Source organism: Carboxylicivirga mesophila, from assembly GCF_018271975.1.
In the GTDB taxonomy this organism is placed as follows: Bacteria; Bacteroidota; Bacteroidia; order Bacteroidales; family Marinilabiliaceae; genus Carboxylicivirga; species Carboxylicivirga mesophila.
In genome coordinates this window covers 124,517-138,536 of sequence record NZ_JAGUCN010000013.1, presented here as the reverse complement: position 1 = coordinate 138,536, position 14,020 = coordinate 124,517, and the positions used below count along the sequence as shown (strand labels likewise).

Genomic DNA, 14,020 nt, shown 5'->3' with positions numbered 1-14,020 from the left:
TAGATGCATAGGTTCGGGCTATCCATACTCTGTTTGATGATGACCTTTGGTTGTGGTGTCTATCTCGATTTCCCTTCTGAAGGTAATAATTCGCAGTGGAGGCTATTAACATATACTGATACTGCCGTCTTTCATTTGCCTAAATATGCCCCAATAGATTCCGTGGTTAACCTTAAGGGAAAAACGGTGTACTACCCCCGAACTGCTAAGTATTTTCGATTGCCAGCCAGTGAGTTGCAACCGGGTATTAATGAGGTATCATACATTTTTTATTCGAATGGTAAAAAACGGCGTTCCTTTGAGCGTTTATACATGGTGTCCGACATTGAGCCAAGGCAATTAACTGTAGATGATTACTTGTTGTTGAAACACGATGAAGATGCGTTTACGCAAGGCTTACTATGGAAGGACGGTTACCTATACGAAACTACCGGACTAATTGGGGAGTCGTCATTGCGAATACTGAATCCTAAAAATGGTGATATTATTAGAAATTTGCCCCTCGACAAACAAATATTTGCCGAGGGATTTAGTTGGAGGAGTGGTGAATTTATCATGTTGACCTGGAAGGATGGTTTGATATACAAATTTGATGCAGAATTGGAGCAAATAGGTGTATTCCCATACAAACATGAAGGTTGGGGATTAACAACCACTGATGACAATGTTTTACTCACCTCAGATGGTACATATAGCCTTCACTATCTAGATGAGAATTTTAAAGTGGATTCAACGTTTCAGGTGTATAATAACCGGGGACCGGTTCATTACCTAAATGAGCTGGAATATATCGAAGGCAAGGTGTGGGCTAATGTACTGGGCAGTGATATAGTGCAGGTTATTGAGCTAACAAATGGGAAAGTGCTGATGGAAATTGATTTAAGTGCATGCATTGACAGGCATCGTTATAAACAGGCAGGTGTACTGAATGGTATTGCCTATAACCCTCATGATAAACTGGTATACTTTACTGGCAAAAATTGGCCTTATATAGTTGTTTGGAGACCATTGTTCTTTGATAAATAAAATAAAAAAGCTATGTTTGTTAACAATTGTTAACATTCAGAATCAGGGAAAAATCTAGCAATTAATGCGCAAATTAGTGTTTAAGATATCTCTTTTGCTGGGACTCTTGTGTTCTCACATAAGCTACTCGCAATCAGGGGTTAATGAGTTTGAACGGTTATTAGACGTTTTTCCGGAGGTAGATCTTGATAACGATGGTATTCCCGATGAGCAATTTGTCTATTACGACCGATATGGCAAAATCAGTCGTGTTATTGCTAAAGGGATAATTAAAAGAGATACACTGGTGGCTGACTTATCGTTTTTGTCCCACCTGCAACAGCTTGATATATCTAATAATCAAATTAAGTATTGCCAATTAAGTTTTGCACCAGGTAACCGGGTTAAAGCCCTTAATATTAGCGAGAATCGCCTGAAGGATTTGCAAGTTGACTTTGGGAATTTGGCTTCACTGCAAGAGCTTGAATTGTCGGGCAATCAACTCAAAGAGTTTAAGTATCAGTTTGCGCCAAATAATGCTTTGAGGCGGATTAACTTAATCAAGAATGAACTTGACAGTTTTGTAGTTGATTTTGAGCAGCTGAAAAGCCTTGAAGTACTGCTGTTGAGTTATAATAAAATTGAAAGTTTCGCTTATCGCTCGGGGAGCAGTAATAAACTTCATACCTTATTTATTGATCATAACCGGCTGCAGGCATTCGATAATGACTTAAGCTCTTTCAGGCGCCTGAGTGAACTCAACCTATCCAATAATCAAATTCAGCGGTTTGAACCCAACCTGAAGGGCTGCTATTCGTTGCAACGTTTAGCATTAAGTAATAACCAGCTAAAAGCGTTTGATTTTGATCTTTCAGGATGCAAAAAACTGACTGGTTTGTATCTGGCATCCAATAAAATTAGCTCATTTACGTCTTCTTTGGTGGCTTGCTCAGAGTTGCAGATTCTGGATTTGTCATTTAACGAATTGAGCCGGTTTGAGGGCCGGTTCAGGCCTAATCCTAAATTGGTAAAGCTGCTTCTGAATTCTAACTATATATCTAAACTTGAACTTGATTTACGCTCTAATAAAAGCTTAAGAGAGTTGGATTTGTGGGGGAATAATCTCAAAAAGTTTGATGTCAACATCAACAACTGTACTCAACTGGAGGTATTAAACCTTGGTAATAATAAGCTTGAGTTTTTTGCCCCTAGTTTGAGATATAATAATCAGTTGAATAAGTTGTTTTTGGGTAATAATGAGCTAAGCGTATTTAATCAACAATTGAATAACCACAGGAAATTAGAAATTCTGGTCCTTCGCAACAATAAGATATACGAATTTGATGCTCAATTGGATAAGTGTACAGCATTGGTTAATGTTGATTTATCCAATAACAGACTGACGGAGTTCAATTATAATTTGATGACCTGTCCGAAGCTTAAGCACTTAGATATTAGTAATAATAGGATAGTTGATTTTAAAGTTGAGTTTAAGCGAAACTGGCAATTGGAAACCTTAAAACTTAATGGCAATCAAATCAGTGAGTTTAATGCCAAGCTATTTCACTGTCCTAATCTTAAGCAAATTAATCTGTCAGCTAATCAACTTAAGCTATTCGATATTGATCTGCTTAATCAGCATCTTTTAGAGGAATTATCTTTAAATGATAACCAAATCAAAGATGTTAATCTCAAGCTGTTTAATTGCCGGGAGCTGAAGGTGTTAAATTTATCACATAATCAAATTGATACATTTGATCTGGATCTGCGCGCCAACCATAAGCTGGAGGTGCTTAACCTCAGTCATAATCAACTGAAGAAATTCAGCGACCTGAAAGTTAATGGTTTCAGAACTAAAGTGCTGGATTTAAGTTACAATAAGTTGAGTCATCCAAATATTAACTTCTACCTGTTTCCACAGCTGAGGGAGCTCAATTTGCGCGGAAATTATATTTCGAGATTCAACTATAATCTGAGAAACAATGAACAGCTGGTGTACCTTGATTTGGGTGAAAACCATATCAGTTATATAGAAAGTAAGTTGAACTATTGTCCGCGTCTGAGGTATCTGATACTGGACAATAACGAATTCAGGCAGTTTGCTCACAACCTGGATAGTTGTAGGTTTTTGCACACCCTTGATTTGAGCCATAACCGCCTTGAATATATTGGTACATCCATTGGGAAGATGCGCAAGTTAAGATACCTGGATTTTTCAAATAACAATATTAGCAATATTCCCTTCTCATTTAAGGATTTAACCGAATTACGTTACCTTAATTTGAGTCATAACCAGATTAGTTTTCTGGCTAATAATCTGGATTTATGTTACAACCTCGAATCGTTATTATTACAATCAAATAAACTGGTTCAATTTGATATTGAGTTTGATGATTTGTTTTACCTGACAGAGATCGACTTATCGGACAATGAGCTGTTCTTTTTTGTAGCCAATTTATCCAATAGTTTCAATTTAAGGCGTTTAAATTTTGCGAGGAACAATATTGCACTGTTAAAGCTTGATTTGAATGAATGCTGGTTCTTTGAATCGTTAGATGCATCTCATAATATTATCGAACAGGTTTATGTTGATTTTAAGGGATGTTCGCTTCTTAAGGATGTTAATTTAAGTAAGAATAAAATTAAGGCGCTATCGCTAAATATGGAGTGGAGTCCATATTTAAAGCAGGTGTACCTTGACAATAATTTGTTAAGTGAGCTTGAACTTGATTTTGCGTTGGGTGTTGATTTAGATTCGTTAACCCTGCACAATAATCACCTTTCACCAGACTATCTGATTAAAGCGGAACAAACATTCGCACAAAATACACAGTATTTTAGCTATCATAATCAGTGCTCGCCAGGCTTGCTTAGGTGGCAGAAAGTAAATGCTCAACAAAGTGTTTACTCATTGATAGCCAGAATTGATGATTTACAAATTGACTGGTACTTTAACGACCGATTAGTTAAAAGTGGTTCCAATCAATTGGTCGTAAGTAATCAGGATAAGGGATTGATAGAGTGTGTAATAAGTCATCCTGAGTTGCCGGGGTTGACATATGCTTACAAGGCCTATATAAACATTGCCGTACCCAAAGAAGAGGTGATGGCACTTTACGAGTTTTATAATGAAATGCAGGGAGAGAAGTGGTATAGCAATGAGGGCTGGTCGCAGATTAAAAGAGGAAAGCGATTGCCCCGGACTTTTACTGCCCTTCATGGGATTACTTTTAATAAGGGCGGGCATGTAATTGGCATTGACTTACCCAATAATCACCTGAGAGGATACATACCCGCCAGCTTTAAAGCTTTTAAAGAGCTGCGACAACTGGAACTTCAAAACAATGAGGTGGCGGGCGTTTTAGCTGATAATGTGTGGAGTAGCAGTCTTGAGTCAATTAATTTATCGGGCAATTTGTTGCGTCAATTTAATGCGGATTTGAGCTCCTTAAAGTTTCTGACTGCTATTGATGTCAGTCATAATCACTTAACGGATTTTTCGCCGATTTATGGTGATTCAACAGCTTTTGTAAAACTCAATTTAAGTGAAAACAGGCTGGATACCATACAGTTTGAGGTGTATTCACCTGATCTTAAGTATCTGTCTTTAAAAAACAATAACCTAACGAAGATTAATCTGGACTTGTCGGCCTGTGCCCAACTGGATACCATTGACTTATCACTAAACAACCTCAAATTTGAATCATTAACACCTATTTTGTATCGTTTACCTAAAAAAGTAGGTAAACTGATTACCGGCCGCCAGAAGATAATGTACAAGCTGGCATACGACAATGGGATAGGTGCTGTTTATGTCAATGATGTGTTGGATAAAACCAATTCCATCAAGTGGTACCGGGCTGGGGAAGCGCTCGAAACTGATAAACATTACATTAACCTGAAAACGGATTACTACAGAGATTATTCAGCCAGAGTGGAAAATCCGTTTTTTCCGGGCACGGTTATAAAGGCCATCTGGTAATGTGATCTGTTTAACAACAAATCGTCTCAAAATTATGAACTCGCAGCTTTTGAGGTTTATTCTGCTCGTTTAAGGCCACCATCGTAAAAACAGACTCTGCCGCTGTATAGCTATTATCAGCGTACATTTCTTCAGCTATTAGCGTCACCTTAATGGTTAGCCGCAGGGCATCAGCTTTAACAACTTTTGCAATTACTTCAGCTATGGTATTGGGTACAACAGCTTTTATAAACTTCATTTCGGATACATGATGCGTAAACATGCGTTGCTTTGTGAATCGAGTGGCAGCAATATAAGCAGCTTCATCCATCCATTGCATAATCAGGCCTCCAAATAGACTGTTATTGGCATTAAGCGTATTAGGAAATATAGCTTTGCATATCCGTGTTTCTGAGTTTATGATTTGTTCGTGCATATTCGGATTAATAATTTATAAAAACTAACTGCAAAAATAGGAATAGTAATGAACAAATGTTCATTATATTTCATATTTTTGTCGGGTAAAACTTTTTATAATGCCAAGACCAAAACGCAAACGATTCATTGAATCACCGCCACAAGTAGATGGGTTTAAACCTTTGGGTGTACCATTGAGTGATTTAGAGCCAATAATATTGCTTTACGAGGAATATGAAGCTATGCGGTTGACTGATTACGAAGGATTGCATCAGGAAGAAGCTGCACGCAAAATGAATGTGTCGCGTCCCACCTTTACACGCATTTACGAACAGGCCAGGCAAAGTGTGGCCAAGGCATTTGTTGAGGGCAAGGTAATCATGATTGAAGGGGGCGACTTTCATTCCAATGATTACTGGTATAAATGCATCGAATGCCAAAAGTTGAATATTAGCAAACATGCTCTGGACAACTGTATTTATTGCCAGGCAGGAAATTTACGCACATTAAACTAGCTATGAAAAAAGAAGAATACAATGGTCATTGCATTTGCGTTGAATGCAATCTAACCTTTCCGCATAAAAAAAGCCATCCGTGCCGCAATGAGCAATGTCCCAAGTGCGGGCAAGCCATGATGCGGGAAGGAAGTTATCATCATCAGTTATACATTAAAAAAATAGGAGAATCAAATTATGAAACTGGCAATTCCAACCAAAGGAAATGTGATTGATGACCATTTTGGTCATTGTGAAGCATACACAATCGTTACAGTGGATGCTAATCAACAGGTGGCAAAAACAGAACTATTGCCTTCGCCCCAGGGATGTGGGTGTAAAAGCAATATTGCAGCAATCTTACAGCAAAAAGGAGTGAGTGTAATGCTGGCTGGCAACATGGGTAATGGCGCGCTTAATGTGCTTAATAATCACGGCATCAGGGTTTATAGAGGATGTTCAGGTAATGTTATGCAAGTGGTTAATAATTATCTGGTTAATGGCTTAGAAGACTCAGGGGTAGGCTGTGAGCATCACGCCGATGGCCATGTGTGCTCGCATTAAGCTTTTCAAGGTTATAGACTAATGTAAAAGGTTGCTTTGTGCAACCTTTTATTGTAATGCTGATTTGTAGGCATCAAGCGCTCTCAGGCGGGCAGATTTGTGTTCAACCATGGGGGACGCATAATCGAAAGAATCAAACTCATTAATCCACCTTCGGATATACTTAAATTCCGGGTCAAATTTTCGCTGTTGCTCTGTTGGGTTAAATACGCGGAAATAGGGTGCAGCATCGCAGCCCGTGCCTGCAGCCCACTGCCAGTTGCCATTGTTGGAAGCCAATTCGTAATCAAGGAGCTTTTGGGCAAAATAGCTCTCGCCCCAGCGCCAATCGATCAACAGGTGTTTACACAAGAAGCTGGCACACACCATGCGTACACGGTTATGCATAAATCCCGTTTGGTTGAGCTGTCGCATGCCTGCATCAACGAGCGGATAGCCGGTTTGTCCATTACACCAACGCTGAAAATCAGCTTGGTTGTTTTGCCATTGAATGCCATCATACTTTCGCTTAAAGTTATGGACTATCACCTGGGGGAAATGAACCATTATCTGCATAAAAAATTCGCGCCAGATGAGTTCGCTTAAAAATACATCGCTGCCTGAGCTTTGGGCAATCGCCTGACGAATGCTGATGGTTCCAAAACGCAAGTGCGGTCCAAGGTGGGAGGTATGATCCAAATAGGGTATATCTCTATTGGCTGCATAATCTGGTATATTATCGAAATTCCAGGCAGGTATACTAATTGAAGAGCTTTGAAAACCAAATGAGCTTAGGGCGGGCAAAGAAGTCTTAGCTTCCAATAAATTACCATTATTAACAGGTGTTACCCGACAATTTTCATTGTTGAAGTAGCTTAGCCACTGTTTTTTATAAGGGGTATATACAGTGTAAGGTGAACCATCTTTCTTAAGGACCTCTTGTGCCTCAAAAATCACATGGTCCTTATGAGAACTGACTTTAATTCCCTTTTTAGAGAGCAGGTCTGTAATGGCTTGATCGCGTTGCAGAGCATAAGGTTCATAATCGCGATTAAAATGAACTTCACCGATATTGTATTCTGTCAGTAGTTTTTGCCATTGCTCCAGCGGATCGCCATACTTTATTAGGATGCAGCTTTTAAAACGTTTCTGCAGGTACTGGTTAATATTGTTTAGTTGCTGGTAAATAAACGATATGCGGGCATCGTCTGAAGGTAATTCCTCAATAATTTTGGTGTCGAATATAAACACTGGTAAAACAGGGTAAGGGCTATTTAAAGCCGCATTAAGTGCTGTGTTGTCATCAAGACGCAAATCGCGTCTGAACCAGTGAATTGTAATTTTATCTGTCATTTAGATAATTGCTTTAGCATGCCGTTGAATATGATGAAATGGAAGGGTAATACCGAATACCAGTAGAGCCTGCCGCTTAAACCCTTGGGCCTGAAAGTAGCAGTTTGATGTAGTTGGTTATTCTGTAGTTTAAACTCCAGCCAGGCTTCACCCGGCAGTTTCATTTCTGCGTATAGCAATAGCCTGCCTTCATCTTTATTGGCATAAATAACCCGCCAAAAATCAATGACGTTACCACTATGTATTTCGCTGATATGTGTACGGCCGCGTCGCAAGCCAACGCCACCGTTTAAGCGGTCCATAAAACCTCGTAGTTGCCAAAGCCAATTGGCATAATACCAGCCTGTTTCACCACCAATGCTCCAAATGCGGTCTAGCGTGTTTTCTTGATTTGCTACCTGCCTGCTTCGCTTGTCAGTAAAACAGCCAAAGGTAGGTACCTCAATAAAATCAGATAGTTTGAAATCAGATTGGCTATCTACTAATGCATCCTTCCAGCTCGACAGGATGTGTTCATCTTTAATTTCACTGAAGGCGGCTTTTAAAGCTGATTCATAGCTGATTGGGTGGATATTTAAAATATCATTAATAGAAGTGTTTCTACAGATAACTTCTATTTTCATACTGTCAACCAGCGCAATAGCAAGCTTGTAACTTGTTGATGTAATAAAGTAAAGCCAATAGGATGATAGGCGTGGTGTCATGATAGGAATAACAAATATCCTTCGTTTAAGTGAACGAATATGAGCATATCCTAAAAGCATTTCCTTATAGGTCAATACATCTGGTCCTCCAATGTCAAAGTTTTGATTATAAGTATTCTCGTTCAGCAGGCAGCCCGTTAAAAATTTTAGAACATCCTGGATGGCAATGGGCTGGCAACGGGTATTCAACCACTTTGGCGCAACCATTATGGAAAGCTTTTCAACCAGATCCCGGATAATTTCAAACGAGGCACTGCCTGAACCTATAATAATGCCGGCACGTAGTGTGGTTAAAGCATAATTACCTTTTGCCAGTTCCTGCTCCACATTTTTTCTTGACTGTAGGTGTGATGACAGATTTTCTTCATTTACGATACCACTAAGGTAAATCACCTGTTTAGCATTGGTTGACGTTAGAGCGCGCCGAAAATTTTTGGCTGAAGCAATCTCTTTTTGCATATAGTTCTTATCACTTGACATGGAATGCACAAGGTAATAAGCTGCCTCAATGTCCTGTGGCAAATGGTTTAGTGTTTCTTTGTCATCCAGGTTGGCTTCAATAACACTAATTGAGGCCTTTAAGGATGCAGGAGGATGAAACCGCTTGGCATCCCTCACCAGGCAAATAACCTGATGGCCTTGCTTAACCAGCGATGGCAGCAAGCGCTTTCCGATATATCCCGTGGCACCTGTCAGTAATACTTTCATATATTTATAAGCAACAAACAAGTGTATTGTTCACTTAAATCATCAAAAAGATAAACAGGAGTCAGGGTTGTTTTTTTTGAAACCTAAGCAGAATAGGATGTAAAAAGACAGCTGCTAAAATAACCAAAGTACCCAGGTAAAAACCGGCAGACATAAATTCGCTCTGTCCAAAAATAAAGAAGGCCAGTAATATGCCATAAACGGGTTCCATGTTAATGGCCAAAACAACGGTATAAGCCGATAGTACTTTCATCACGTCAACTGCCACAACAAAAGCATAGGCTGTACAAACAATCCCCAAAATCAGAATATAGATAATGTCTGAATTGGTAGGAATAAGCAAATTGTTTGGTAAAACCTCAATAATCATCAGGAAGATGCCAATACTAATAAAGCCGCTTAGCATTTCATAGAAACTAATGGTTACAGGGTGGTACTTATCGATGTATATTTTATTCAGTACAGTAAATAATCCCGCTAAGAATGCTGAAATCAAGGCTGTTATTATGCCTTTCCAATAGGTAAGCTCAAACTGAAATATCAGGTATAATCCAAGAATGATGACCAGTCCAATCAGCACTTCCACCCACTTGATGCGTTTGCGAAAGATGATGGGTTCCAAAAAGCTGGCAAAGAGCGTGGTGGATGCCATGCATCCAAGTGTCACTGATACATTTGATATCTTCACCGCATGAAAGAAGGTTATCCAATGGAAGGCTACAACCAATCCGATGCCCATTAATTTCAGGATATTGACAGTGCCAATGGCTATAGGCATTTTCTTATACCATAAATATCCGCCAAGAACCAAAAATGCTATAATCATACGATACCAAACCATTTGTGGGGCTGGGAGTGTGATTAATTTGCCCAGGATAGCTGTAAATCCATAGAGGATGACAACAAAATGTAGTTTGGTGTAATTGGTTATTAATTTTTTATTTATATTAGTCATATAATCAAAAGCTTATGAAGGTTGTATTTTACACACGAGTCTCAACAGAAGACCAAAATTTAGAGTCTCAAATTCAGGAACTGTTTGATTACTGTGATGGCATCAAAGGTAAGAATATTGATGTGGTGAAAGTATTTGGTGATAAAATATCTGGGGCAATAAAATCGAAAAGTAGACCAGAGTTTGATAAGATGAATAGTTTTCTCATTCAGCGACAGGATATAAAAAATGTTTTTTGCCTTGAATATTCTAGACTTGGTCGTTCGTTGATAGATACATATGCTATAATTGAGGATTTTAGAAACAGAAATATAAACATTCATTTTAAAAAAGAACAGGTTGATACAATACAAATAAAAGGTGATTCCAAGCAGGAATTAGCTTTAAATTTAATGGCAAGTATTGCAGAGTACGAACGGTCACAAATAAAAGAAAGAACAACAAGAGGACGTAATTATAGTGTCAAATCAGGCAATGTTGCTGGTGCTGCTTTTCCTACATTCGGATATACAAAGAAAAATAAACGATTAATTGTTGATAAGGATGAAGCAAAGATTGTGGAGCGAATCTTTAAAATGTATGTGGAAGAAAATTTTACATCTACCCAGATAGCTAATGTTCTTAATGCAGCAGGGGAGATGCCGAAATATGCTAAACATGTAGAGTCAGGTAAAATTGAATTAAAATCACAGCGACTCAAAAAAACGAAAAAAAGATGGACTAGTATGACTGTATGCAATGTAATGAAGAAGAAAATTGTTACAGGAGTAAGGGTTTGGAATAAACAAGAGTTTCCATATGATGATTCATTGAGAATTGTAAGTGATGAATTGTATTTTGCTGCAAATGAGAAATTAAAAAATAATAAGTCCACAAGTACTAATGCACAAAAATATCCTAATGTATTGAAAGGATGTATCAAATGTGCTTATTGTGAAAGTGGTTATATGATGCATCGAGGAAATCCAGAGGTTAGCAAGGCGAATACATACAAATGCTACTTTAAGCAGGTTAAAGAAAATAGGTGTCCATCTCCAGAAATTAACATTGACCTTCTAAATAATGCTGTATATTTTTTCTTGCAAAATGCAGTAAGGGATGATGATAAACTAGAATCTCAGATTACTAATAAAGAGACTGTTATTGGTGCAAATGATAAGGTTATTCAAGAACTAAAGAATTTGAATGATATTGAGTCAGAAAAATTGACAGAACTATATCGAGATAAATATAATCCCAACATTCCATCAAGCTCTAAGGTGGCAATTGGTGACTTAGAATTAGAATTTAATACGAACATTGAGAATAATGAAAAAGAGATAAAACGGCTTAACAAAGAGAATGCAAGATTACACGAAGAAATCAATCATTTAAAAAATGATGAAAGTCTGAAACTATCTAATCCAGAAATTTTCAAACGTTTTGCTAAAAATGCAATTAATCAAATCAAAGTCGTAAAGCTTCTCAATAATGATTTGTTAAAAGAATTATTCCCAAAGCGGAAAAGAGGATACGTTTATTATGTAACTATTGATGCCGTTTTATATGGTTATTACCAATTGATTTGTGCCAATGGATTTGATTATTTCTATATACTTGTTGGCGATTGTTTTGATGAGGATGGAAATTTCATTGGTGGTACAAAATCGTATGATATGGTTCAGGATAAAGATTCTGGCATCGCAGAGGAGATTGTTTCTGTAACACCCATGTATATAAAAGCAGCTTTGCCGGATGTAATTAAAATTGATATTTAAGCAGAAGGTGTAAATTACTTAAAGATATATTATTTACAGCTAATTAGATTAGCTCGTAATACATTACAGATTTTTTTATAATCTTTATAGTATAATTAAGCTATCCTAATAAATACACACACAATGAATGAGTTAAATATTTCTGCAAAAGTTGGCAGTCTTTATTATCATCTATTGAAATTACGAATTAATAAAGACGAACTTTTCGTTCATTTTATATCACCATATAGAGGCAATGTAAAAGCAAGTGATAAAGAAAAAGTATATGAGATGAAATTGCCAGACCACGTATCCTTTCATAAAGATGGCAAAGTACACATAACATATAAAGGGAAAAATAGTAGGACTGATTTGGTTAAGTTTAAAGAATCAATATTAACTCAAAACGTTAACTATACAGATATGGCATTATTGCTTGTGTCATACTATTGTGATGGTTTTAAGGAGTTTGAAGACTTTTTTAAAACGACTGATATACCAAATGATTCACATTCAATCATTATTCCAGATAAGAAGTCCTTTAGTGTTTTAATTTCTATAAATGATGCTTTGGGTGGAACTGATGTTTTTCGTAATGTAGAGGTTCGTTATATAAATAAAGTTCAGCAATTGCCTAGACCTTATGCAAATTTAGACATTGAAGAGGATGTTGTTTCTCCTTTACAAGTCCAATTTTTACCAACAACTATTCTTATGAATAATTTAATAGACCAATAATAATTTTTCGTTATGCATGAAACGATTGATTACATTAATATCCCAACTTGGGGAGCACTAGTTATTGTTGCTGTTCAAGTTATCGTAGGTGCTTTTGTATACCGTTTTTCAAAGTATATGGGTAAGAAAGGTGAGTATCAGGCAATGAAGGAAGAAATAGGTAAAATAACAGCTACAATAGAGGGTATAAAGCAGAATAACGCAAAAGAACTTGAAGGTCTGAAAAGTCAGCTTACGATTCTTACAAGTCAGAAAACGATAATTTTTGAGGATGCCAAGAAAGCTCTATATGATTATTACGTTATACTCAATCGGTATATTACTGATATAGATGTTTATTATAACGATGGAGACACAGTTGATATTCTTAAAGAAAGGATGAATGTGTCTTATAACGAAGGTATTAAGATTACCTCATGCATAAGTATGATTCAATTAATAGTCTCTGATGAAATAATTGTTGATAGTGCTAGGACGGTCTTTGACAAGTTTAATAAAATTTGGAAAGCAAAATTAGGTCTGCTTCTTGATATAAAAGAGCAATTAAAAGAGCTAGAAGAATACAAAACTAGCAACAACAAACGTAAGTATTACGAGATTAAAGAGAAAACTATACCAAAACTTATTTATGACTATAGGGAAGCAACAGACAAGCAATTGGATGAATTAATTGATGTTATGAATGTTTATCAGTCAGATGTTAACGCTTTTCTAAATAATTTATGATTATGACCATTGAAACAATACTCTTACTTTTATTAAGTATTCCAATTGGATATTTGACTTACTATATCCATCAGAAGGGTAAGAATCAGGCTAATAAAGAAGATGTCGAGGCATTGACCAGCATGGTCGAAGATATAAAACACTCAAATGCAAAAGAACTAGAAGAATTAAAACAAAAATATTACGTGGCTTCTGAAAGGGAGAAACAATACTATGAAGAAGAGCGAAAAGTGATAATTGATTATTATATTTTCTTTAATAAATGTATAAGTAATATAATCGACAATCTTGATGGTGTAATAATTACTCACAAAGATGGTTTACAATTACTATGGAGTAATTATTTGGAGCTAAATGTTTTTTCGCAAAAAATTGATTTGCTTGTTAGGGATGATGATATTGTAAATTTGTCAGGTGATTTAAATTCGCTTTATAACGACATTTATTCCCTTTTGAAAAAAGGATATAAAGAAGCAAAAGAAAACGGGAAATATGATGCTGAGATGTACGAGGATAAACTAAATCCAATTTCAAAGAAACTAGGTGATAAAATGAGAGGATATAAAGATGTTAGCAAGAAATATCTTTCATCACCACAACTATAGCAGATTTATAAAAAATATAAAATCCACTTTCCCACATTAGTTTTTCTCTTTTAAAATTTGCATGTAGCACCCCAC

12 protein-coding genes are annotated in these 14,020 nt (G+C 36.8%); 8 read left to right on the top strand and 4 right to left on the bottom strand.

Going from position 1 to position 14,020, the window contains the following annotated elements; all coding sequences use genetic code 11:
- The first annotated feature begins 3 nt into the window (after window positions 1-3).
- Together KEM09_RS12550 and KEM09_RS12545 are read left to right on the top strand one after the other, a co-directional pair.
- The gene (locus KEM09_RS12550) at window positions 4-1,026 is read left to right on the top strand and encodes a glutaminyl-peptide cyclotransferase (protein WP_212228765.1); all 1,023 of its coding nucleotides are present in this window, start codon (window positions 4-6) and stop codon (window positions 1,024-1,026) included.
- Window positions 1,027-1,090: 64 nt separating this feature from the next.
- Window positions 1,091-4,987 (top strand): leucine-rich repeat domain-containing protein, encoded by a 3,897-nt coding sequence (locus tag KEM09_RS12545; RefSeq protein WP_212228763.1) that lies wholly within the window; start codon window positions 1,091-1,093, stop codon window positions 4,985-4,987.
- A 10-nt stretch (window positions 4,988-4,997) separates the two neighbouring features.
- On the opposite strand, the gene KEM09_RS12540 is transcribed toward KEM09_RS12545, so the two are convergent.
- Window positions 4,998-5,402 (bottom strand): acyl-CoA thioesterase, encoded by a 405-nt coding sequence (locus KEM09_RS12540; RefSeq protein WP_212228761.1) that lies wholly within the window; start codon window positions 5,400-5,402, stop codon window positions 4,998-5,000.
- 100 nt (window positions 5,403-5,502) lie between these two features.
- Here KEM09_RS12540 and KEM09_RS12535 point away from each other — a divergent pair, with 100 nt between their 5' ends.
- Both KEM09_RS12535 and KEM09_RS12530 read left to right on the top strand, forming a co-directional pair.
- Window positions 5,503-5,898 carry a DUF134 domain-containing protein gene (locus tag KEM09_RS12535; RefSeq protein ID WP_212228759.1) on the top strand — a complete coding sequence of 132 codons (396 nt, stop codon included), beginning with the start codon at window positions 5,503-5,505 and terminating at the stop codon, window positions 5,896-5,898.
- A gap of 177 nt (window positions 5,899-6,075) precedes the next feature.
- Entirely contained in the window at window positions 6,076-6,441 is a 366-nt protein-coding gene (locus KEM09_RS12530; protein ID WP_212228757.1) for a NifB/NifX family molybdenum-iron cluster-binding protein, read from the top strand.
- A 48-nt stretch (window positions 6,442-6,489) separates the two neighbouring features.
- On the opposite strand, the gene KEM09_RS12525 is transcribed toward KEM09_RS12530, so the two are convergent.
- From KEM09_RS12525 to KEM09_RS12515, 3 genes are all read right to left on the bottom strand, one after another.
- Window positions 6,490-7,773: a cryptochrome/photolyase family protein gene (locus tag KEM09_RS12525; protein WP_212228755.1), complete on the bottom strand. Its 1,284-nt coding sequence runs from the start codon at window positions 7,771-7,773 to the stop codon at window positions 6,490-6,492.
- The gene (locus KEM09_RS12520; RefSeq protein WP_212228753.1) at window positions 7,770-9,185 is read right to left on the bottom strand and encodes an SDR family oxidoreductase; all 1,416 of its coding nucleotides are present in this window, start codon (window positions 9,183-9,185) and stop codon (window positions 7,770-7,772) included. The genes KEM09_RS12525 and KEM09_RS12520 overlap by 4 nt, the downstream gene beginning before the upstream one ends.
- A gap of 61 nt (window positions 9,186-9,246) precedes the next feature.
- Window positions 9,247-10,140: a DMT family transporter gene (locus KEM09_RS12515; RefSeq protein WP_212228751.1), complete on the bottom strand. Its 894-nt coding sequence runs from the start codon at window positions 10,138-10,140 to the stop codon at window positions 9,247-9,249.
- A 14-nt stretch (window positions 10,141-10,154) separates the two neighbouring features.
- Here KEM09_RS12515 and KEM09_RS12510 point away from each other — a divergent pair, with 14 nt between their 5' ends.
- From KEM09_RS12510 to KEM09_RS12495, 4 genes are all read left to right on the top strand, one after another.
- Window positions 10,155-11,897: a recombinase family protein gene (locus KEM09_RS12510; protein WP_212228749.1), complete on the top strand. Its 1,743-nt coding sequence runs from the start codon at window positions 10,155-10,157 to the stop codon at window positions 11,895-11,897.
- Window positions 11,898-12,020: 123 nt separating this feature from the next.
- Entirely contained in the window at window positions 12,021-12,614 is a 594-nt protein-coding gene (locus KEM09_RS12505; RefSeq protein ID WP_212228748.1) for a hypothetical protein, read from the top strand.
- Window positions 12,615-12,626: 12 nt separating this feature from the next.
- Window positions 12,627-13,340, top strand: coding sequence for a hypothetical protein (locus KEM09_RS12500; protein ID WP_212228747.1), 714 nt, complete (start codon window positions 12,627-12,629; stop codon window positions 13,338-13,340).
- Window positions 13,341-13,342: 2 nt separating this feature from the next.
- Window positions 13,343-13,945 (top strand): hypothetical protein, encoded by a 603-nt coding sequence (locus tag KEM09_RS12495; protein ID WP_212228746.1) that lies wholly within the window; start codon window positions 13,343-13,345, stop codon window positions 13,943-13,945.
- Window positions 13,946-14,020 lie beyond the last annotated feature (75 nt).